Origin of the sequence: Streptosporangium sp. NPDC002721 (assembly GCF_042888905.1) — a bacterium.
GTDB lineage: Bacteria > Actinomycetota > Actinomycetes > Streptosporangiales > Streptosporangiaceae > Streptosporangium.
In genome coordinates, this window is record NZ_JBIAQI010000055.1 from 1 (window position 1) to 21,271 (window position 21,271).

Here is a 21,271-nt window from a genome sequence, read left to right on the forward strand (position 1 = left end):
CGTCGCGTTCCGCGCCTGGTTGACCGGCGCGGTGCCGCCGACGGTGATCTGGAAGGTCCTCGTCACCGGGGTGCTGAGACTGTCGTAGTCACGCAGCTGGACGGTGGCGGAGTACGTGCCCGGGGCCGCCGTGCTCGTCCCGCTGATCGTCCCGGTGAACCTGTCGAGGCTGAGCCCGGCGGGCAGCGCGCCGCCCGCCACCCGCCAGTCGTAGAACGGGACGCCGCCCTTCGCGGCCAGCGTCTGCTGGTACGGCTGGCCCGCGGTGACCTGGGGCAGGCCGGTGGTGACGATGGAGGGCTTGAGGAACGGCGTGAGGTTGCGGTTCACCTTCCATCCGGCGTTCTCCGCGACCAGCAGGGCGAGCTTGGTGAGCATCCAGCGGCGCGTCGGGAACATGTGGGTCCAGCCGCCGCTCTGCCCGCTGAGCCGGTCCCAGTACGGCTGCGTCCCCGGGACGTGGTAGCTGCTGTCCAGCGGGACCGTGCGCCCCATGTACTCGATGACGTCCTGGTCGTTCGCGCCCGACGTGCTGACGTAGTTGCGCATCCCCGCCCAGTCGCTGTGGAAGGCGACGGCGTGGCCGTACTCGTGCATGACCAGGCCGTGCACGTCGAGCACCGACCCCTGGATCTCGGTCTTGTACCAGTCCTCGTCGGCCAGGGAGGTGAAGAGCTGCTTGCCCGCCTCGTCGTACTCGAAGATCATCGCGGTCGAGCGGTGGATCGGGCCGGGCAGCTGCTGGCCGTTCCTGGCGTGGTACCTGCCGTTGGCGGCCGGATAGCCGGTGGAGTAGGGGGTCTGGATGCCCCGGAAGTACACCCACATGCCGTTGTAGGCCGCGTTGTTCGTGACGGAGATGGTGTTCTGCCAGTCGTTGCCCGGCAGGTGGTTGTTCTCGGCCCCGGCGGCCACCGTGTCGAAGGGCTGCATGTCGAAGAACCTGAACCAGTCCTTGACCGCCTCCTCGGCCGCGGTCCTGAAGGGCTGGCCGGAGAAGTAGCCGGTGATCGTGTCGTAGCGGTAGTCGAAGTTGATCGGGATCGTCGGTTCCAGCTGGGTCTTCTGGTCCTGCTGGACCCGGATGGGCATGGTCTGCTGGTAGGACGTGTTGTTCGCGGCCCGGGTGGTGAGCCTCAGCGTGTACTGCTCGTCGGCGCCCGGCCCCCGCTTGGAGTGGATCGCCAGCTTGAAGGTCTTCTGCTCGGAGGCGTTGGCGAACGTCAGGCTCTTGGTCGCGCCGGTGGCGCTGAGCTGGCTGGGCAGGTCCATCATCAGCCGGGAGGTGCCCTCGGCCTTGAGGTCGATCGTGACCGGGAACGGCACGTCCTGCGGGGGGCGTACGGTGAGCTCGACGTAGGGATTGGCGAGGTAGCCCTCCCAGTCCACCAGCTTGACGCCGTAGGTGTTGACGGTCCTGCCGAACATGTCGACGACCTGGGCGGTGGGAGCGGCGTGCGCGGCCGGCACGCCGACCAGCGTGGAGGAGAGCAGAGCGGAGAGCAGGGCTGACGAGAGGAGCGTTCGTTTCATGGCGGGCTCCGGTTCCTGATACCTGCGGGGGGCGTCGCGCGCTCCCCCGTGCCACCTGAAGGAAACACAAGGAATAGGTTTTCCTTCTGGAAGGTAGATCTAATATGAGCGGAGAGTCAATAGCCGGGGGACGGCCAAGAAAGCGCTTGCCCAGGGCTCTGTCCGCTGGACCGCTGAGAGGAAAAGGCTTGTCCGAACAGGTGGCAGCTGTCACGATCCGCGAGGTGGCCGCGGCCGCGGGGGTGTCGATCGGCACGGCCTCCAAGGCGCTCAACGGGCGCGGCAAGCTGCGCGAGGAGACCCGGGCCCGGGTGGCGGCCGTGGCGGAGGAGCTCGGCTTCCGGCCCAACACGATGGCGCGGGGGCTGCTGGCCGGGCGCACCTACACGGTGGGCCTGGTCTCGTGCGACAGCTTCGGCAGGTTCAGCATCCCGGTCATGCTCGGCGTGGAGGACGCGCTGGGCGCGGGCCAGATCTCCGTCTTCATGTGCGACACGCGCGACGACCCGATCCGCGAGCGGCACTACGTCGAGCGGCTGCTGGCCCGCCGCGTCGAGGGGATCATCGTCACCGGCCGCCGCACCGAGCCCCGTCCCGGCATCGGCACCGATCTGCCGGTGCCCGTCGTGTACGCCATGACGCGCTCGACCAACGACTCCGACTTCTCCGTCATCCCCGACGACCTCGGCGGGGGCGCGCTGGTGGCGCGGCACCTCCTGGCCACGGGACGCTCGCGCATCGGCCACGTGACGGGTCCGCAGCGGTTCGAGGCGGCCAGGCGGAGGGCGGAGGGCATGACGGGCGCGCTGGCGCAGGCCGGGCTGCGGTCGGCAGGCGAGCCGCTGTTCGGCGAGTGGAGCGAGGAGTGGGGCCGCCAGGGCGCCGACATCCTGCTGAGGGCGCATCCCGAAGTCGACGCGATCTTCTGCGGCAGCGACCAGATCGCCCGGGGGGTGTGCGAGACCCTCAGGGAGCGCGGGCGGCGCGTCCCCGAGGACGTGGCGCTGGTGGGGTTCGACAACTGGGAGCCGATGGCGATGGGCTGCAGGCCGCCGCTGACCACGGTCGACATGAACCTGGGCGAGATCGGACGGGTCGCCGCCGAGCACCTGCTCGGCGCCATCGGCGGCGCCCCCCGCCCGAGCGGCGTGCTGACCGTGCCGTGCGGGCTCGTGCTGCGCGAGTCCTCCCGGGCCAACCCCACCTGACCGGCAGGCGGGAACGGTCCCGGCCTTCCCGGTGGAGGAGGCTCTCGGCCTTCTCTGCTGGAGGGGTCCGGGCGAGCCGGGCGTCTTCCATGGCCGCCCTCCAAGCAACTCGTGTTGACTAACCTCATATTAGTCAATTAGCGTTGCTTACATGCCCGCGAGCGACATCCCCGTACCCCAGGACCCCGCCGACGCGCTGGCGGCCGTGGTGGCGCTGCGACGCCTGGCCGACCAGCTGGAGGACGCCTCCGTCGAGCAGGCGATGCGCGCGGGCTGGAGCTGGCCGCAGGTCGCCGAGGCGCTCGGCGTGACCCGTCAGGCGGTCCACCGGAAACACGCCAAGCGGCTCATCGTCGCGGGCGTCACGCTGAGGAGACGTTCACCGTGAACACGTTCGACAGATACCTCCACACGGTCATCATGGAGGGGGCGACCGAGGCGCGACGGCACGGATCGGCCACGGTCGAGGCGCAGCACCTCCTGCTGGCCGTCGCGGCCCAGGAGGGCACCGCCCCGCAGCGCGTCCTGGCCTCCGCCGGCCTCGACCACCGGGCGATCCTGGCCGCCCTGGACCGGGAGTTCGAGCACAGCCTGAGCGCGGTCGGGGTGTCCCCCGCCTTCTTCGGCCTCCCCCCGTCGAGCACCGCGCCCAGGCGCTCGCCCGACATGGGCGCTACGGCCAGGCTCGCCCTCGACCGCGGCTTCGCCTCGGCCTCTCGCAAGAAGGACCTGCGACCGGCGCACGTGCTGCTCGGCATCCTGCTGGCCGAGGTGGGCGCGGTGCCACGCGCGCTTGCCCTGGCCGGCGTCGACCGCACCGACCTGATGACCCGCGTCCGGAGCACCATCACGGACGGCGACGCGGAGTAAGACCCCCTCCGGGAACACCCCACTCCCAGCGGGTACGCCTCACCGGCCATGTCCCCGCTCCCGCTTCCGCTCCCGGAGCGCTCAACGGCAGTGCGAGGATCCGGACGGCTCGGCCACCCGCGGCGTGACGGCCCGGACGACTCAGCCCACCTACGGCGCGACGATCCGGACGGCCCGGTCCACCTGCGCCTTCCATGACCTCCGGACGGCCCGGCCGCCGACGTCTTCCGCGTCTTCCGCGTCTTCCGCGTCTTCCACGACCTCCGTGACTTCACGTCCCCTGTGACTTCCGGCCGCCCGTCACGCTCCCGCCCGCGCGGACCCGCTCCGGGTTCCCGCGTGCCGCGCGCCCGTCCCCCTCGCCCTCCCTGCTCCCACGCTCCCCCACTCCTCTTTCCATGCCCCAGGAGGCAACATGTCGACGTTCCTTGCCCGTGCCGGCCTGCTCGCCGTCGCCCTGACGGTGGCGGGGGCCGCCATGACGACCTCCGCGGGCGCGGCCGGTCGCGACCGGGGCGGTGACGACGACCGGGAGCGGGAGCGGGACCGGGCCGGGATCCGGCGCGCGCTCGACCGGGTCGTGGCCGGTGGCGGCGGCCCCGGCGTCATCGCCGAGTTCAGGGACGCCCGCTCGGCGCCGTGGTCCGGCAGCGCGGGGGTGGCCGACCTGGCGACCGGCCACGAGCGCCGGCCGGACGAGCACTTCCGCGTCGGAAGCCTCACCAAGGCGTTCACCGGCACGGTGGTCCTGCAGCTGGCGGCCGAGGGGAAGCTCACCCTCGACGACACGGTGGCGAAGTGGCTGCCCGGCGTGGTGGAGGAGCACCTCGGCGCGGACGGCACCGCGATCACCGTCAGGCAGCTGCTCAACCACACCAGCGGGCTCCCCGACGCCCTCCCCGGCCAGGAGCCTCCGAGCCCCGGGGAGCCGGGGAGGCGCTTCGTCTACTCCAAGGTGAACTACAGCCTCGCGGGAATGATCGTCGAGCTCGCGGCGGGCGCGACCCTCGCGGAGGAGATCGAGCGCCGCCTCGCCCGCCCGCTCCACCTGACGGGCACCTATCTCCCAGGCGACGAGGAGACGACGGTCCGCGCCCCGCACGCCCGCCACTACTCCACGTCGGACGAGAGCGGCTCCGACGCGGAGATCCACGACGTGACCGAGATGGACGTGAGCTGGGCCGGGGCCGCGGGCGGCATGATCTCGACGACCTCGGACCTGCACCGGTTCCTGAACGCCCTGCTGGGCGGCCGTCTCCTGCCGCCCGACCTGCAGCGGGAGATGTTCACCACCGTCCCGACGGAGGGCTCGGGCTGGGTGCCGGACACCGGGTACGGTCTCGGCGTCTACTCCCAGAGGCTCCCGTGCGGGGTCACGCTCTGGGGCGGCGGCGGCTTCATCCGGGGCTCGATGTCGTACGCGATGGGCGACCGCCGGGGCACCCGCGTACTGGTGGGCAACCTGAACGGCGACTGGAACGACTTCCAGGAGACGTTCACCACGCTCTTCGAGCCGCTCTTTCGCCCGACCACCCCGGCGCCGGGCGACGCGGACGGGTGACCGGAGGACGACCACGAGCCAGAAGTCCGGTTTGTCGAAATTAACCGGACCCGGCTAGTCTCCCAAGATTAGGAAAGGCTAACCTACTTCGGGCGAGCTCTCCGTTCCAGCCTGTCCAGAGCCGCCACGAAAGAGTCCTCCCATGTCCCCCGCACGGTCCCTCGCCCGCCGTACCGGCCGGCTCTGGGTCTGTCCGGCGCCGCCGGTCGTCGCGCGCCTGACCCGGGCCCCGGGATCGCCCTGGTCCCCGCGGCCCTCACCGGCGCGCTGTCGCCGCTGGTCGGCGACTTCCCGGCGGTCCGGCTGTTCTCTCCGACGCGACCACCTGTGGGGGTGGCGACCGTGAGCCCGGGCGGGACCTATTTCGCCTGGCTGCCGGCCAGACAGGCGCGCGCATGACAGGGACACCCGTGACAGGGACACCCGTGACAGGGACACCCGTGACAGGGACGGGCACGACGGGAGCGGGCATGACCGAGGCACGTACGACCGGGGCGAGCATGACCGGGACGGGCGTCCTGCGCAGGACGCTGAGGCGCAACGCCGCGCGCCTGGGCGCGGGCACCCTGCTGCTCAGCCTGCACCAGGTGTGCGAGGCGAGCGTGCCGATCCTCATCGGCGTGATCGTCGACCGCGCGATCGGGCCGGGCGACGGCGGGGCGCTGCTGTGGTGGCTGGCCGCGCTGGCCGCGCTGTTCACCGCCCTGAGCCTGGCCTACCGGTACGGCGCGCGGACCATCATGCGCGCCATCGCCCACGAGGCCCACCTGCTGCGCCTGGAACTCGCCGCGAAGATCATCGACCGGCGCGGCCTGGACACCGGCCTGCGCGCGGGCGAGCTGCTCACGATCTCCTCCAGCGACGCCGACAACACCTCGGAACTCCTGGACTACCTGCCGCGCGCGGTCGGGGCGACGGTCGCGGCGGCGGTGTGCGCCGTGACGCTGCTGCTCATCGACCTGCCCCTCGGCGTGGCCGTCCTGGTGGCCACGCCGCTGACGCTGCTGGCGCTGCACGTCGGCACGCCGTACATCACCCGGCACGTCGCGGCCCAGCAGGAGCTGGCCGGTCAGGCCGCGTCGCTCGCGACCGACCTGGTCAGCGGCGTGCGCCCGCTGCGGGGCATCGGCGCCGAGGCGGCGGCCTCCCAGCGGTACACGCGGGTCAGCAGGCTCTCGCTGGCGGCCGCGCTGCGGGCGGGCCGCACCCAGGGGATCTACGCGGCCGTCTCCGGCGCGGGCGGCGCGCTGCTGGCGTGCGGGGTCGCGGTGCTCGCCGGATGGTTCGCGCTGCGCGGCCAGATCTCCGCCGGAGAGTTCATCACGGTGATCGGGCTGGCGCAGTTCCTGATGGAACCGGTGGGCACGCTGACGCTGGTACCCGGCTGGGTGGCCGAGGCCCGCGCCTCAGCCGACCGGGTGGCGCGCGTGGCCGGCGCGCCGGTGCTGCTGCCCGGCGGTCCGCTGCCCGGCGACGGCGACGCGGCCGGAGGGAGGGACGGAGGTCCTCCCGGGCTGGAGATCTCCGGGCTGAGCTACGACGCGCTCACCGGGGTCGACCTGGTGGCCGGGCCCGGCGAGTTCGTCGGGGTGATGGCCCACCGGCCCGCCGACGCCGACGCGCTGGTACGGGTGCTGTCCGGGCGGGTGAGCCCCTCCGAGTACGGCGGAAGCGTGCGGATCGGCGGCCGGATCCTCGTCGAACCCCACCACACCGACCTGTTCGAGGGCACCCTCGCCACCAACCTGACCGTGGGCGGCGAGCCGGGAGGCCCGGAGGAGCTCGCGGCGGTCCTCGCCGCCTCGGCGGCCGACGACGTGGTCGCCGCCCATCCCGACGGCCTGGAACTCCAGGTGGTGGAGCGGGGCGCGAGCCTGTCGGGCGGCCAGCGCCAGCGGGTGGCCCTGGCCAGGGCGCTGCTCGCCCGCCCGCCGGTCCTGGTGCTGCACGACCCGACCACGGCCGTGGACGCGGTCACCGAACAGGGCATCGCCTGGGGCCTGCGCTCCCTGCGCCACCCCGGCGACGGCGACGCCTTCACCACGGTGGTCGTGACCGGCAGCCCGGCCCTGCTCGCCGCCACCGACCGGGTGTTCGTGCTGGACGGCGGCAAGGTGGTCGCCGAGGGATCACACGCCGGCCTCGGGGCCACCGACGACGACTACAGGCGGGCGGTACAGCGATGAGCACGCCGGGAGAGCAGGACCTGCTGCCGATCGCGAGCGGCGGTGAGACCTGGCGCTGGTTGCGCGCCCACCTGCGCGAGCGCCGCGGCGCGGTGGTCGTGACGCTGCTGGTGGGCCTGCTCGGCGCGACGGCGTCGGTCGTCCCAGCGTACGTGATGGGCATCCTCGTCGACCGGGTGCGCGAGCAGTCGGGCACCGAGGTGATCGTCGCGGTCGCCGTGACCATCGCGCTGTCGGCCCTCGTCGGCGGCGCGGCCACCGGGCTGACGTCCTACCTGGTGGCGAGGCTGGGCGGCCAGATCCTGGCCGTCCTGCGCGAGCGCACGGTCGCCCGCGCCCTCACGCTCCCGCTCACCAGGCTGGAACGCGCGGGCAAGGGCGACCTGCTCTCGCGTGTCAGCGCGGACGCCGCCGAGGTCACCAGGGCCGTCTCCGACGTCATCCCCAGCGTGATCGCCTCGGTCCTGCTCGGCACGCTGAGCCTGGCCGCGATGGTCGGTCTCGACTGGCGGCTCGGCCTGGCCGGCGCCGTCTCGGTGCCGCTGTACGTGCTGGCGCTGCGCTGGTATCTCCCCCGGGCCGCCCCCTACTACGCGAACCAGCGCGTCATGGTCGCGCGCTCGTCGCAGCGGCTGGTGGAGAGCATGCAGGGCGTGCGCACGGTCCACGCCTACCGCGTGGAGGAAGGCCACCTGCGCGCCATCGAGACCGCCTCGCACGACTCGAAAAAGGTGTCGGTGGGGGTGCTGGACCTGTTCACCCGCTTCGTGGGCCGGGTCAACCGGGCCGAGCTCTTCGGCCTGAGCACCATCCTGGTCGCCGGTTTCCTGCTGGTCCGCGCGGACGCCGTCACCGTCGGCGAGGCCGCCGCCACGGCCGTGCTGTTCCACCGGCTGTTCAACCCGATCGGCATGCTGCTGTTCGTCTTCGACGAGGTGCAGGCGGCCGGGGCGAGCCTGGCCAGGCTGGTCGGCGTCGCCCACCTGGAGACCGCCCCCGAGCCCGAGGGCGGACCCGCGCCGGCCGACGCCTCGCTCGACCTGGTCGACGTGCGCTTCAGCTACGACGGCTCCGCCGAGGTCCTGCACGGTGTCACCCTGCGCGTGCCCGCCGGGGCCCGGGTCGCCCTGGTCGGCTCGACGGGCGCGGGCAAGTCGACCCTGGCCGCCGTCGCGGCCGGGTCCCTGCGCCCGACCGGCGGCAGCGTGCTGATCGGCGGGGTCTCCCCCTCCTCGCTGGACACCGCGAGGCTGCGCGGCCACGTGGCGATCATCACGCAGGAGACCCACGTCTTCGCCGGGCCCCTCGTCGAGGACCTGCGCCTGGCCCGCCCCGGCGCGACGGCCGAGCAGGTCGCCTCGGCGCTGGAGGTGGTCGGGGCGCTGCCGTGGGCGCTGGCTCTGCCCGAGGGCCTCGACACCGTGGTCGGGGAGGGCGGCCACGGCCTCTCGCCCGCCCAGGCGCAGCAACTCGCCCTGGCCCGCCTGGTGCTGGCCGACCCGGCCGTCGCCGTCCTGGACGAGGCCACCGCGGAGGCGGGCAGCATGGGCGCGCGCGTACTGGAGGAGTCGGCCGCCGCGGCCACGCGCGGCAGGACCACCCTGGTCGTGGCGCACCGGCTGACCCAGGCCGTCTCCGCCGACCGCGTCGTCGTCCTGGAGCGGGGGCGGATCGTCGAGGAGGGGCCCCACGAACGGCTGGTCGCCGCCGGGGGCCGCTACGCCCGCCTCTGGCAGGCCTGGGAGTCGCGCTAGGCGGCGCCCGGCGAACGATCACGGGACGCGGCCGGACGACGTCCCGCCGGGCGGACACGCCGTGCGGCGGGGCCGCGAGCCGAGAGGATTTCGCGGGGAGGAGGCCGGGAGCGCGGCGGCCCCAGCCGGGTACGCGAAGCCCCCGGTCACCCGCTGTCGATGACCTTCGCCATATCGCTGAGGCGGTGGAGCTCGGCCAGGTGCCCGGCCAGCGCGCGCCGGCCCTCGGGGGTGAGCGCGATCCAGGTGCTTCTGGCGGCCTTGCCCGAGGTCTTGGTCATCTCTACATACCCTGCCGTCTGCAGGACCTTGAGGTGCTTGCTCAGCACCGAGTCGCTGACGGCGAGGGTTTCGCGGAGCACGGCGAACTCCGCGGAGTCCACCGCCGCGAGCATGGCGCAGATCTGCAGGCGGTTGGGAGCGTGGATGATCTCGTCAAAGACCGGAGCGTTCACGACCGGCCCGCAGATCCGCCCGCAGCGCCTCGTCGACGCGGTAGCCCATGACGACGGTGAGGATCCCGATCGGCACCCCGGCCACCGCCACGGCCCCGTACACCCCGGCTCCCCACTCCAGGTACATCGCGATCCCGGCCACGACCACGACGGGCAGCATGTAGAGCCCGTAGAGTCGCCGGGCTTCGGGAGTGGACGTGTAGCGGTCGAGCGACAGCCCCGTCGACCGTTTGAGCGCCACGGTGAGCGCGAACGGCACCAGGATGAGGAAGAGCGGCACCCCGTAGGACGCCCAGCGCATGCTGATGGAGAGGCAGGCGCCGGCCATCGCCAACCCCAGCCCGGCGTGGTACCACCACGGGCTGGTGACGCGCTCCGCCGTACGGGCGCGCATGGCGGTGACGCTGTCCAGGGCCGCGCGCGCGGCGGCCGGGTCGGGGGAAGCCGGACCGGATGAGGTACTTTCCATGACGGAAAGCATACATCGAGCTTTCCGTCATGGAAAGTATCTTGCCCGGACAACCCCGCCCGGCCCGCCCGCGTCCTCCTGGCCGTCGGCGACGTCGGCCCGGTCCGCCCGCCCGCCCGCCCCTGGCGCCGGTTTCGGTTTCGCCGTGGTCGAGGGGCCAGGGCGGCGCCGGTGACGGTGGCAGCGACAGCGACCGCGCCCCGGGAGAACCGTCCACCGTCACCGGGTGAGGCCGGCGAGCATGTCGGGGAGTTCCGCCTCGTGCACCACGGCGAGGCGCCTGGTGGCCCGGGTGATCGCCACGTAGAGGTCGTGACCACCCTTGGGCGACTGGGCGAGGATCTCGTCGGGGGCCACGACCACGACGGCGTCGAACTCCAGCCCCTTGGACTGGGTCACGGTGAGCACCACCACCGGCGTCTCGAGATCGACCTCGGCGGGCCCGGTATGACGCGCGTCGGGAACGATGACGGCCAGCCGTCCCTCGCCGATCGCGGCGAGCTCGGACTCCACCACGTCCGCGAACCCGAGTGGCGCCTGGCTGAAGGCGCGAGGCGGAGTCCCGCCGGTACGGACCGACCGCGGGGGGACCTGGCCGGGGGCCACGACGCGCAGGACGTCGGCGGCCACGTCCATGATCTCGGCCGGGGTCCGATAGTTGATCATCAGTCGTTCCTCGCGCCAGCGGGCCTCGGCATAGGGAGCCAGCACCTCCTCCCAGGTGCGCGCGCCCGCCGCCGACCCCGTCTGGGCGATGTCGCCGACCACGGTCAGCGAGCGGGTCGGGACGCGCCGCATGACCGAACGCCAGGCCATCGCCGACAGCTCCTGGGCCTCGTCGACGATCACGTGACCGTAGACCCACGTCCGGTCGGCGGCCGCGCGCTGGGCGGTGGTCAGCGCCGGGCCGCGGTCGTGGTGGCGGTCGGCCAGGGTGCCGACGTCCAGCAGGTCGGCGAGCCTCGCCCCGGCCTCGTCCAGGATCTCGAAATCGTCGTTGTAGGTCAGCACGTCCCGGGCGTAGGTCCGCTCGTCGCGCCGCTCGGCGGCCTCGGCCCGGTCCCGTTCCCGGTCAGCGGTCAGGTCGGAGCCGAGCAGCTCGGCGGCCTCGTCGAGCAGCGGCACGTCGCCCACCGTCCACGGCGCGTCCGGCTCGCGCAGCAGCTCCCCCGCCTCACCGGCGTCCAGGCCCGCCGAGAGCATCGCCTCCCAGTCGGACAGCAGCTCGCCGACCAGCCGCTCCGGGGTGAGGACCGGCCACAGCTCGTCCATCGCCCGCCGTACCGCCGGCTGCTCCCACAACACCCGGCAGGCCTCGCGCAGCGTCTCCTCCTCCTCGACCCGCATCTCCTCCTCGTCCGGCGGCAGCTCCAGCCACGAGTCGCCGTCGTCGGGCAGCACCACCCCCAGCTCCTCCTCGTCCGTCAGCCACTCGTACTGCGCGGCCTCGGCGGCGGCCAGCGCCCGCAGCATGTCGAGCACGAACACGTGCCGGGCCTCGTTGTGCGGGCCGCGCAGCGCGCGGGCGCGGTCGCGGGCGGCGACGCAGGTGCCGTGGTCCACGCGGAGCGTCGTCCAGTCGACCACGACCTCCTCGCCGCCGCGCACCGACGTCCGGGCGGGGATCCTCACCTCCAGGTCCCCTTCGGGAACCCGCTGCCGATCCCGTACGGCCCTCGCCATCACCTCGGCCATCCGTAGGTCGCCCTTGATCACGGCCTGGGACGGGCCGTCCTCCGCCGTCGCCGCGACGCCCGGGAAGAGCCGCCCGAGCGTGGTCGTCACCACGTCGCTCTCGCCGAGGGAGGGCAGCACCTGCTCGATGTAGCGGGAGAACAGGTCGTTGGGCCCGATGATCAGGACACCCCTGCGCTCCAGGACGTCCCTGTGCGTGTAGAGCAGGTAGGCGGCCCGGTGCAGCGCGGCGACCGTCTTACCGGTGCCGGGACCGCCCTGGACCACGAGGATGCCGTGCAGGCCCGAGCGGATCACGCGGTCCTGCTCGGTCTGGATGGTGGCCACCACCTCGCTCATCCTGCCGGTCCTCGCCCGGCGCAGCGTCGCCAGGAGCGCCGCCTCCCCGACCAGGGAGCGGCGGTCGGCCTCGCTCATCCGATCGAGGTCGAACACCTCGTCGTCGACGCCGACCACGGTCCGGTCGCGGGTGTGCAGGTGGCGGCGCCGCACCAGTGAACCGGGGTTGCCGGGCGTGGCGGTGTAGAACGGCCGGGCGGCGGGCGCCCGCCAGTCGATCAGGACCGGCTCGCCCTCGCCGTCGCGCAACCCGATCCTGCCGACGTAGAGGGTCTCACCGCCGGAGTCGTCGATCCTGCCGAAGCACAGGCCGTGCTCGACCCCGTTGAGCCTGGCGAGGCGCCCGGCGTACTCGCCGGAGGACACCTCCCGCTCGACCATGCCCCGGGCGGTGCCGACACCGGGGCTCCGGTGCGCCTCCTTCAGGGAGGTCTCGGCCCGCTCACGCGCCTCGTCGAGGTGGCAGTACAGCATGGTGACGTAGGACTGCTCGGTCTCGATCTGAGGGCTTGACACTTGACGGCTCGACATCGCCTTGGTACGCTCCTATTAATTGGGGTTTTGTCATCTTTTTTCGGTAGAGCGCTAAGAAAACGAGTATAGACCGTCCCGCACGCCGACGCATCGGCCGGACGCCGGTCCCTCGTAGCCGCCACCGGCTTGCCCCTCACGCCACGTCAGTCCATACGGTCGGCGTCATGAGCGACAAGAAGATCCGCTCCCCGCTCAGCAGGCGATCGCGGCCAACGCCGCGTGCGCCACCGGCGCACCGCCCGCCCCCCATCACCCCCGCACCGTCCGCTCCCCCGCCACCGCCGCACGTCCCGTGAGCGTGCGAGGACGACCGTCACCGGAACCCATCGCACCGCGGGCCACCCCGCTTTGCATGACCATGCGCCTTAATGCATAATCTTGTTCCATGTCCAAGGTTCTCACCTCCCTGCCCACCGGCGAGCGGGTCGGCATCGCCTTCTCAGGCGGCCTCGACACCTCGGTCGCCGTCGCGTGGATGCGCGACAAGGGTGCCGTTCCGTGCACCTACACCGCCGACATCGGCCAGTACGACGAGCCCGACATCGCCTCGGTGCCCGGCCGCGCGCTGGCGTACGGCGCCGAGATCGCGCGCCTGGTCGACTGCCGCGCGGCGCTGGTGGAGGAGGGCCTGGCCGCGCTCACCTGCGGCGCGTTCCACATCCGCTCGGCAGGGCGCCCCTACTTCAACACCACGCCGCTCGGCCGTGCCGTCACGGGGACCCTGCTGGTCCGGACGATGGTCGAGGACGACGTGCAGATCTGGGGCGACGGCTCGACCTTCAAGGGCAACGACATCGAGCGGTTCTACCGCTACGGCCTGCTCGCGAACCCTCAGCTGCGCATCTACAAGCCCTGGCTGGACGCCGACTTCGTGTCCGAGCTCGGCGGCCGCAAGGAGATGTCGGAGTGGCTGCTCGCCCACGGCCTGCCCTACCGCGACAGCACCGAGAAGGCCTACTCGACCGACGCCAACATCTGGGGCGCCACCCACGAGGCCAAGACCCTGGAGCACCTCGACACCGGCATCGAGACCGTTGACCCGATCATGGGCGTGCGCTTCTGGGACCCCGAGGTCGAGATCGCCACCGAGGTCGTGACCATCGGCTTCGAGCAGGGCCGCCCGGTGACGATCAACGGCAAGGAGTTCGCCACCCCGGTCGACCTGGTGATGGAGGCGAACACGATCGGCGGACGGCACGGCATGGGCATGTCGGACCAGATCGAGAACCGGGTGATCGAGGCCAAGAGCCGCGGCATCTACGAGGCCCCCGGGATGGCGTTGCTGCACGCCGCCTACGAGCGGCTGGTCAACGCGATCCACAACGAGGACACCCTGGCGAGCTACCACAACGAGGGGCGGCGGCTCGGCCGGCTGATGTACGAGGGCCGCTGGCTCGACCCGCAGGCGCTGATGCTGCGGGAGTCGCTGCAGCGCTGGGTCGGCACGGCGATCACCGGCGAGGTGACGCTGCGGCTGCGGCGCGGCGAGGACTACTCGATCCTGGACACCTCCGGCCCGGCCTTCAGCTACCACCCGGACAAGCTGTCGATGGAGCGCACCGAGGACTCGGCGTTCGGCCCGGTCGACCGGATCGGCCAGCTCACCATGCGCAACCTCGACATCGCCGACTCGCGCGCCAAGCTCGAACAGTACGCCGGGCTCGGCATGGTCGGCACCACCCACCCCGCGCTCATCGGCGCGGCCCAGGCGGCCTCGACCGGGCTGATCGGCGCGATGCCGCGGGGCGGTGCCGAGGCCATCGCCTCGCGCGGCGAGGTCTCCGGCGACGACGAGATGCTCGACCGCGCCGCGATGGAGTTCGGCACGGACTGAGCTGAAACTTTCAAAGCCCCCTCGGAGCCCCCGGGGTCCTCGGACGGACCCCGGGGGCTCCGTCGCGTGTGGCGCCGGGCGTCCCGGAAGGCGCAGGTCGCGCGCGGCCGGGCATCGGCCGGAAGACGGCCGGGGAGACCGTGCGGGACGCCGGCCCCGCGCGCCGGGCCCAGCGGGAATCCCGCCCACCGCTTGACGGCTCCGGCGACACTGCCGAAACTTGGCACACATCCGCCGTCGTACCTGTGCGACGTCGGACACTCGGCGGAAATGTTAACGCTAACAACCATCGTCCCACGTTCGTAGCGCCATCGTCCGTAACGAATCGTCACCGCGAATCGTCCGCAACGAGAGGCACCCCCCTGTGAACAGAACGGCAAGCTTTCCCCCACGAGGCGTCCGTCGCCGTACCGGCGCCGCCTTCGCGGCGGCCGTCCTGGCGCTGCTCGCGGTGTGCCAGTCGCTGGTGGCCGCCACCCCGGCCGCCGCCGCGACGATCGACACCAACGCCTGGTACGTCCTGGTCAACCGGCACAGCGGCAAGGTCGTCGACGTCCTCGACCTCGCCACCGGCGACGGCGCCCCCATCGTCCAGTGGTCCCGCAACGACGGCGCCTGGCAGCAGTGGCAGTTCGTCGACTCCGGCGGCGGCTACTACCGGCTGCGCTCGCGCCACAGCGGCAAGGTCCTCGACATCTACAACCACTCCACCGCCGACGGCGCCGAGGTGGTCCAGTACAGCGACCTCAACGGCGGCAACCAGCAGTTCCGCGTCGTCGACACCGACAACGGCCACGTCAAGCTGATCAACCGCACCAGCGGCAAGGCCCTGGAGGTGTGGGAGTGGTCCACCGCCGACGGCGCCCGCCTGTCGCAGTACACCGACCTCGGCGGCGCCAACCAGCAGTGGCAGCTCGTGAAGCTCGGCGGCACCGACCCGGTCCCCGGCGACGCCAAGCAGATGGAGGATCTGGACCGCGGCCTGATCAGCGTGCGCTCCGGCAGCGGCAACCTGGTGTCCTGGCGCCTGCTGGGCACCGAGTCACGTGACACCGCGTTCAACGTCTACCGGGGCGGCACCCGGATCGCGAGCGTCACGAACTCCACCAACTACCTGGACTCCGGCGCCTCGGCCGACGCCTCGTACACCGTGCGCGCCGTGGTCGGCGGCGGCGAGCAGGCCGACTCGGCGGCCTCGCTGCGCTTCGGCAACGGGTACCTGGACGTGCCGATCAGCCCGCCCAGCGGCAACCACACCGCGAGCGACGCGAGCACCGGCGACCTGGACGGTGACGGCAGGCTGGACCTGGTGCTCAAGTGGGAGCCGGGCGACGCCAAGGACAACTCCCAGTCCGGGACGACCGGCCTGGTCTACATCGACGGGATCAGGCTCGACGGCACCCGGCTGTGGCGGATCAACCTGGGCCGCAACATCCGCGCCGGCGCCCACTACACCCAGTTCCAGGTGTACGACTACGACGGCGACGGCCGGGCCGAGGTGGCGATGAAGACCGCCGACGGCACGGTCGACGGCCGCGGCGTCACCATCGGCAACGCGAGCGCCAACCACGTCAACTCCTCCGGCTACATCCTGGCCGGGCCGGAGTACCTGACGATGTTCAACGGCCAGAACGGCGCCGCGATGTCGACCGTCAACTACGAGCCGCCGCGCGGCACCGTCTCCTCCTGGGGCGACAGCTACGGTAACCGGGTGGACCGGTTCCTGGCGGGCACCGCCTACCTGGACGGCCAGCGGCCGAGCCTGATCATGGCGCGCGGCTACTACACCCGGGCGGTCGTCGTCGCCTGGGACTTCCGCAACGGCTCGCTGACCCGCCGCTGGACGTTCGACTCCAACTCCTCGGGCAACAGCGGCTACGCCGGGCAGGGCAACCACCAGCTGTCCGTCGCCGACGTGGACGCCGACGGCAGGCAGGAGATCATCTACGGCGCGGCCACGATCGACGACAACGGCGCCGGCATGTACCGCACCGGCTTCGGGCACGGCGACGCGCTGCACGTGGGCGACCTGATCCCGGGCCGTTCGGGCCTGGAGGTGTTCACCATCCACGAGTCGGGCAACCAGCCCTCGGCCGACGTGCACGACGCCCGCACCGGGCAGGTCGTCTGGCAGCGGCCGAACAACAACGGCGCGGAGGGACCGGGCCGCGGCGTCGCCGCCGACGTCTACGCCGGCAGCCCGGGAGCGGAGTTCTGGGGCGCGGGCACCAACATGGGCAACCTGTACAACGCCTCCGGGGCCTCGGTCGGCCGTACCCCCTCCTCCGCCAACTTCCTGGCCTGGTGGGACGGTGACCCGGTCCGCGAGCTGGTGGACCAGACCCGGATCGACAAGTACGGCACCGGCGGGGACACCCGGCTGCTCACCGCCTCCGGGGTGCACTCCAACAACGGCACCAAGGCCACCCCGTCCCTGTCGGGCGACCTGCTCGGCGACTGGCGCGAGGAGGTTATCTGGCCGACCTCCAACAACACCGCGCTGCGGATCTACAGCACGCCGGTCGTGACCACCACCAAGATTCACACGCTGCTGCACGACCCGCAGTACCGGGTGGCCCTGGCCTGGCAGAACACCGCCTACAACCAGCCTCCCCACCCGGGCTTCTTCATCGGCGACGGCATGGCCACCCCGCCGCAGCCGAAGGTCTACCTGCCCTGATCACGCGTGACCCGGCTCCCGGCGTCCCCGCCGGGAGCCGGGTCGTCCTCCCTCCGGCGAGCGCGGCCCGGCCGGAGACGCCCGTCATCGAACCCGCCGGACGGCGGGCTCCCGGCACCCGTTAGGACGCCCCTGATGCCCCCCTCGCACAAGCGCCGCTCACCGCTGGTCATCCTGGCCACGGTGCTCGTCATGATCGGCGGCCTGCTCACGCCGATCGCGGCCCACGCCTCGCCCGCCGTCCAGTACACCAACCCGCTGGCCGCCCAGCGCGCCGACCCGCACATCTTCCGCCACACCGACGGCTACTACTACCTCACCGCGACCGTCCCCGAGTACGACCGCATCGTGCTGCGCCGCGCCACCACGATCCAGGGCCTGGCGAGCGCCCCCGAGACGGTCATCTGGCGCAGGCACACCAGCGGCGAGATGGGCGCCCACATCTGGGCACCGGAGATCCACTTCATCAACGGCAGGTGGTACGTCTACTTCGCCGCCGGCCGGGCCGACGACATCTGGCGGATCCGCATGTACGTCCTCGAAAGCTCCTCCGCCAACCCCCTGACCGGCGGCTGGACCGAACGCGGCCGGATCACCACCCCCTGGGACACCTTCTCCCTGGACGCCACCACCTTCGTCACCAACGGCGTGCGCTACCTGCTCTGGGCCCAGCAGGAACCGGGCATCTCCACCAACTCCAACCTCTACATCGCCCGCATGGGCGCCAACCCCTGGACGATCACCGGCTCCACCACCCGCCTGACCGTGCCCACCCTGGCCTGGGAGACCCGCGGCTTCAAGGTCGCCGAGGGCCCGGCCGTGCTGCAACGCAACGGGCGGCTCTTCCTCACCTACTCCGCCAGCGCCACCGACGCCAACTACTGCGTCGGCATGCTGACCGCCTCCGCCTCGGCCGACCCGCTCAACGCCTCCTCCTGGACCAAGAGCGCCAACCCCGTCCTCGCCAGCAACGCCTCCACCGGCCAGTACGGCCCCGGGCACAACTCCTTCACCACCTCCGAGGACGGCCAGAGCGACATCCTCGTCTACCACGACCGCAACTACCGCGACATCTCCGGCGACCCGCTGAACGACCCCAACCGCCGTACCCGCGTCCAGAAGGTCTACTGGAGGGCGGACGGCACCCCCGACTTCGGCATCCCCGTCCCCGACGGCGCGCACCCCGTGCGGCTGATGTCCTACGACACGCCGGGCTCAGCGGTACGCCACTGGGAGTACCGGGCCCGCCTGGAGGCGAACGTCTCCCCGCTGGCCGACTCCCAGTTCAAGGTCGTCACCGGCCTGTCCGGCTCGGGCACCGTGTCGCTGGAGTCCACCAACTTCCCCGGCTACTACCTGCGGCACCGCAACCACGAGGCCTGGGTGGAGCGGAGCGACGGCAGCGCCCTGTTCAGGGCCGACGCCAGCTTCACCCGCCGCGCCGGGCTCGCCGGCTCCGGCACGGTCTCGCTGGAGTCGGTCAACTTCCCCGGCTACTACCTGCGCCACCGCGCCGGCCAGGTGTGGGTCGAGCAGAACGACGGCACCGCCACCTTCCGGGGCAACGCCAGCTTCGTCCAGGAGTGAGGCCCGGCAGGTGAGCGGCGGCTCGGATCGGACGGGAGGAACGGCCGGAGCGTCTCCCATGCCGAATCGTCGCGTCGAAACGGGGCGGCCGGAGGGCCGGTCTAGCGGAGCGTGCGGGCAGAGGGGAAAACCGGTCGATCACGACCGGTGACGGATCTATCCTGGCCGTCCACCACCGAGCCCGCCGATCCGGCCGTCCGAAAGCAGCGACATGACCACCGACACGAGCGCCGCCTGGATCACCCGGCCCGAGACAGGCGCCGACCTCGCCGCGATCCGGGCGGTCAACCTCGCCGCCTTCCCCACCCCGGAGGAGGCCGACCTGGTGGAGGCCCTGCGTGCCGACCCGGCCGCCTGGATTCCCGGCCTGTCCTGGCTCGCCCAGGCCCCCGACGGGACCGTCGCCGGGTTCGCGCTGCTCACCCGGTGCCATGTCGGCGACGCCCCCGCCCTCACCCTGGGCCCGTGCGCGGTCCTGCCCGGCCACCAGGGGCGGGGAGCCGGTTCGGCCGCCGTCCGCGCCGCCCTGGGGGCCGCCCGCGAGCGGGGCGAGAACCTCGTCCTCGTCCTCGGCCACGCTACGTACTATCCCCGCTTCGGCTTCGCCCCGGCCTCGGGTCACGCCATCCGGGCGCCGTTCGAGGTCTCCGACGAGCACATGATGGCGCTCGCCCTCGACCCCGCGCTCCCGGTCCCCGCCGGCACCATCCGCTACCCGGCGGCCTTCGGCGTCTAGCCTCCCGGACTGCACGTCCCGGGCAGGCCGGAGGCGTCCTCGCCCGTCAGATGGCGAAGACCTGGGAGTCGTCGGCGAACGCCTTGAACTCCAGGGCGTTGCCCGCCGGGTCGAGCAGGAACATCGTCCACTGCTCGCCGGTCTGCCCCTCGAAGCGGACGTAGGGCTCGATCACGAACTCCGTGCCCGCCGCGCGCAGCCGGTCGGCGAGCGTACGGAACTCCGGGATCGTCAGGATCAGGCCGAAGTGCGGCACCGGGACGTCGTGGCCGTCGACGGGGTTGTGCACGCGCCGCGCGCGGCCGGGTGCCAGGTGCGTGACGAACTGGTGGCCGCGCAGGTTCCAGTCCACCCAGCTCTCCGCGCTGCGGCCCTGCTCCAGGCCCAGCACCTCGCCGTAGAAGTGGCGCGCGGCGGCCAGGTCGTCGACCGGCACGGCCAGATGGAACCTGGGGATCGGGGAGTCGAGAACGCTCATGGGCGTGGGCTGCCTTCCTGGACACGGGCCCGGTGGACCACCGGGCCGGAAGCGGTCGTCCCAATGGTGGCACCGGGACGGCGAAGAGGGTCCGCCGACGGCGGTCAGCGCGGCGGGGAGGGCGAGCCCGGCTCGGCACCCAGGTGGCCGAGGAGCACCCGGCTGATGTCCTCCAGGTGCCCGACCTGCTCCGGGGTCAGCAGGTCGATCAGGTGTTCGCGCACGCTCGCCACGTGCGGGGGGGCCGCGGCCTGCAGGGTGGCGAGCCCGTCGTCGGTCAGCACGGCGAGCCAGCCGCGCCGGTCGTCCGCGCAGGGCTCCCGGCGCACCCACCCCTTCTGTTCGAGCTTGTTGATCGCGTGGGAGATGCGGCTGGGCTTGGAGTTGGTCCAGTTCGCCAGCTCGCTCATGCGCAGGGTCCGCTCGGGCGCCTCGGAGAGCAGGACCAGCAGCTCGTAGTAGGTCGAGGGCATGTCGGCCGCGGCCAGCAGGTCGCGGTCCAGCCGGTCGGTCAGCAGGCGGGTGGCGGTCGCGAAGGCCCGCCAGGCGCGCTGTTCGTCGTCGGTGAGCCATCGTGTCACAAAGGTCATCGTACTCAGAAGTTGCGCACTGAAATAAGCGGAGGTAGTGTCCTGCTGAATATTCCAGCACTGAACTAAAAGGAGCGACACGGCATGTACCCGAGCGAGCTCACCGGCACCTACACCATCGACCCCGCGCACAGCCGGTTCGGCTTCGTGGCCCGCCACGCGATGATCACCAAGGTCCGGGGCAGCATCCCCGTCAGGGAGGCCACCGCCTACCTGGACGCCGGCGACCCCGCCGCCTCCAGCGTCCACGTGGTCCTCGACGTGGCCGGGATCGAGACCGGCAACCAGAACCGCGACGGCCACCTGCGCACCGGCGACTTCATGGACGCGGCCGAGCACCCCTCCATCACCTTCGACTCCACCGACGTCAAGCACGTCGGCGGGGACGACTTCGAGGTCACGGGCGACCTGACCATCCGCGGCGTGAGCAGGCAGGTCACCGTCCCCCTGCGGTACACCGGGACGGCGGTGGACATCCAGGGCATGACCCGGGCCGGCTTCGAGGGCAGCACCGTGATCAACCGCAAGGACTTCGGCATCACCTACAACGCCGTCCTGGAGACCGGCGGTGTGATGGTCTCCGAGAAGATCACCCTTGAGTTCGACCTGTCCGCCGTGAAGACGGCCTGAGCACTCTCGCCGCTCGCGCCCCGCCACCGGAGATGCCGTCCGCGCCCCGGCATCGGAGATGCCGTCCGCGCCCCGGCATCGGAGATGTCGTCCGCGCTCCGCCGCTGGAGATGCCGTCCGCATCCCAGCACC

Annotated in this window: 17 protein-coding genes; 11 read left to right on the plus strand and 6 right to left on the minus strand. The window is 72.1% G+C overall.

Going from position 1 to position 21,271, the window contains the following annotated elements; translation table 11 throughout:
- On the minus strand, positions 1 to 1,533 hold a 1,533-nt coding region (locus ACFYWM_RS42775), incomplete at its 3' end, for an Ig domain-containing protein (protein ID WP_389927028.1).
- Between the two features lie 188 nt (positions 1,534 to 1,721).
- Between ACFYWM_RS42775 and ACFYWM_RS42780 the strand changes: the two genes are divergently transcribed.
- The 6 genes from ACFYWM_RS42780 (at position 1,722) to ACFYWM_RS42805 (ending at position 9,112) form a co-directional block, all read left to right on the plus strand.
- Complete coding sequence (locus tag ACFYWM_RS42780; RefSeq protein ID WP_389927031.1) at positions 1,722 to 2,741, plus strand: LacI family DNA-binding transcriptional regulator; 1,020 nt, start codon at positions 1,722 to 1,724, stop codon at positions 2,739 to 2,741.
- Between the two features lie 151 nt (positions 2,742 to 2,892).
- A complete protein-coding gene (locus ACFYWM_RS42785; protein WP_389927034.1) occupies positions 2,893 to 3,129 on the plus strand; it encodes a hypothetical protein in 237 nt (78 codons plus the stop codon).
- On the plus strand, positions 3,126 to 3,611 hold the full coding sequence (locus tag ACFYWM_RS42790) for a Clp protease N-terminal domain-containing protein (RefSeq protein WP_389927037.1): 486 nt from the start codon (positions 3,126 to 3,128) through the stop codon (positions 3,609 to 3,611). The genes ACFYWM_RS42785 and ACFYWM_RS42790 overlap by 4 nt, the downstream gene beginning before the upstream one ends.
- Positions 3,612 to 4,026: 415 nt before the next feature.
- The gene (locus tag ACFYWM_RS42795; RefSeq protein ID WP_389927040.1) at positions 4,027 to 5,172 is read left to right on the plus strand and encodes a serine hydrolase domain-containing protein; all 1,146 of its coding nucleotides are present in this window, start codon (positions 4,027 to 4,029) and stop codon (positions 5,170 to 5,172) included.
- A 470-nt stretch (positions 5,173 to 5,642) separates the two neighbouring features.
- Entirely contained in the window at positions 5,643 to 7,358 is a 1,716-nt protein-coding gene (locus tag ACFYWM_RS42800) for an ABC transporter transmembrane domain-containing protein (RefSeq protein ID WP_389927042.1), read from the plus strand.
- On the plus strand, positions 7,355 to 9,112 hold the full coding sequence (locus ACFYWM_RS42805) for an ABC transporter ATP-binding protein (protein WP_389927045.1): 1,758 nt from the start codon (positions 7,355 to 7,357) through the stop codon (positions 9,110 to 9,112). Before ACFYWM_RS42800 ends, ACFYWM_RS42805 begins: the two co-directional genes overlap by 4 nt.
- Before the next feature lie 146 nt (positions 9,113 to 9,258).
- Here the strand turns inward: ACFYWM_RS42805 and ACFYWM_RS42810 are convergent, their stop codons facing one another.
- The 3 genes from ACFYWM_RS42810 to ACFYWM_RS42820 all read right to left on the minus strand — a co-directional run bounded on the left by ACFYWM_RS42810 (position 9,259) and on the right by ACFYWM_RS42820 (position 12,601).
- Positions 9,259 to 9,567, minus strand: coding sequence for a transcriptional regulator (locus tag ACFYWM_RS42810; protein WP_389927048.1), 309 nt, complete (start codon positions 9,565 to 9,567; stop codon positions 9,259 to 9,261).
- The gene (locus ACFYWM_RS42815) at positions 9,548 to 10,036 is read right to left on the minus strand and encodes a hypothetical protein (protein WP_389927051.1); all 489 of its coding nucleotides are present in this window, start codon (positions 10,034 to 10,036) and stop codon (positions 9,548 to 9,550) included. Before ACFYWM_RS42815 ends, ACFYWM_RS42810 begins: the two co-directional genes overlap by 20 nt.
- Positions 10,037 to 10,255: 219 nt before the next feature.
- On the minus strand, positions 10,256 to 12,601 hold the full coding sequence (locus ACFYWM_RS42820) for a HelD family protein (RefSeq protein WP_389927054.1): 2,346 nt from the start codon (positions 12,599 to 12,601) through the stop codon (positions 10,256 to 10,258).
- Positions 12,602 to 12,989: 388 nt separating this feature from the next.
- Between ACFYWM_RS42820 and argG the strand changes: the two genes are divergently transcribed.
- The 4 genes from argG (at position 12,990) to ACFYWM_RS42840 (ending at position 19,441) form a co-directional block, all read left to right on the plus strand.
- Positions 12,990 to 14,438: an argininosuccinate synthase gene (gene argG / locus ACFYWM_RS42825; RefSeq protein ID WP_389927057.1), complete on the plus strand. Its 1,449-nt coding sequence runs from the start codon at positions 12,990 to 12,992 to the stop codon at positions 14,436 to 14,438.
- A gap of 364 nt (positions 14,439 to 14,802) precedes the next feature.
- Positions 14,803 to 17,118 (plus strand): RICIN domain-containing protein, encoded by a 2,316-nt coding sequence (locus tag ACFYWM_RS42830; RefSeq protein ID WP_389927060.1) that lies wholly within the window; start codon positions 14,803 to 14,805, stop codon positions 17,116 to 17,118.
- A 135-nt stretch (positions 17,119 to 17,253) separates the two neighbouring features.
- Positions 17,254 to 18,705, plus strand: a complete 1,452-nt coding sequence (locus tag ACFYWM_RS42835; RefSeq protein WP_389927063.1) for a family 43 glycosylhydrolase — start codon at positions 17,254 to 17,256, stop codon at positions 18,703 to 18,705.
- Between the two features lie 211 nt (positions 18,706 to 18,916).
- Positions 18,917 to 19,441 (plus strand): GNAT family N-acetyltransferase, encoded by a 525-nt coding sequence (locus tag ACFYWM_RS42840; protein ID WP_389927067.1) that lies wholly within the window; start codon positions 18,917 to 18,919, stop codon positions 19,439 to 19,441.
- A 46-nt stretch (positions 19,442 to 19,487) separates the two neighbouring features.
- Here the strand turns inward: ACFYWM_RS42840 and ACFYWM_RS42845 are convergent, their stop codons facing one another.
- On the minus strand, positions 19,488 to 19,919 hold the full coding sequence (locus tag ACFYWM_RS42845) for a VOC family protein (RefSeq protein WP_389927070.1): 432 nt from the start codon (positions 19,917 to 19,919) through the stop codon (positions 19,488 to 19,490).
- A gap of 104 nt (positions 19,920 to 20,023) precedes the next feature.
- Positions 20,024 to 20,500: a MarR family winged helix-turn-helix transcriptional regulator gene (locus ACFYWM_RS42850; RefSeq protein ID WP_389927073.1), complete on the minus strand. Its 477-nt coding sequence runs from the start codon at positions 20,498 to 20,500 to the stop codon at positions 20,024 to 20,026.
- 93 nt (positions 20,501 to 20,593) lie between these two features.
- On the opposite strand from ACFYWM_RS42850, the gene ACFYWM_RS42855 reads away from it, so the two are divergent.
- The gene (locus ACFYWM_RS42855; RefSeq protein ID WP_389927076.1) at positions 20,594 to 21,139 is read left to right on the plus strand and encodes a YceI family protein; all 546 of its coding nucleotides are present in this window, start codon (positions 20,594 to 20,596) and stop codon (positions 21,137 to 21,139) included.
- The last annotated feature ends 132 nt before the right edge of the window (positions 21,140 to 21,271 follow it).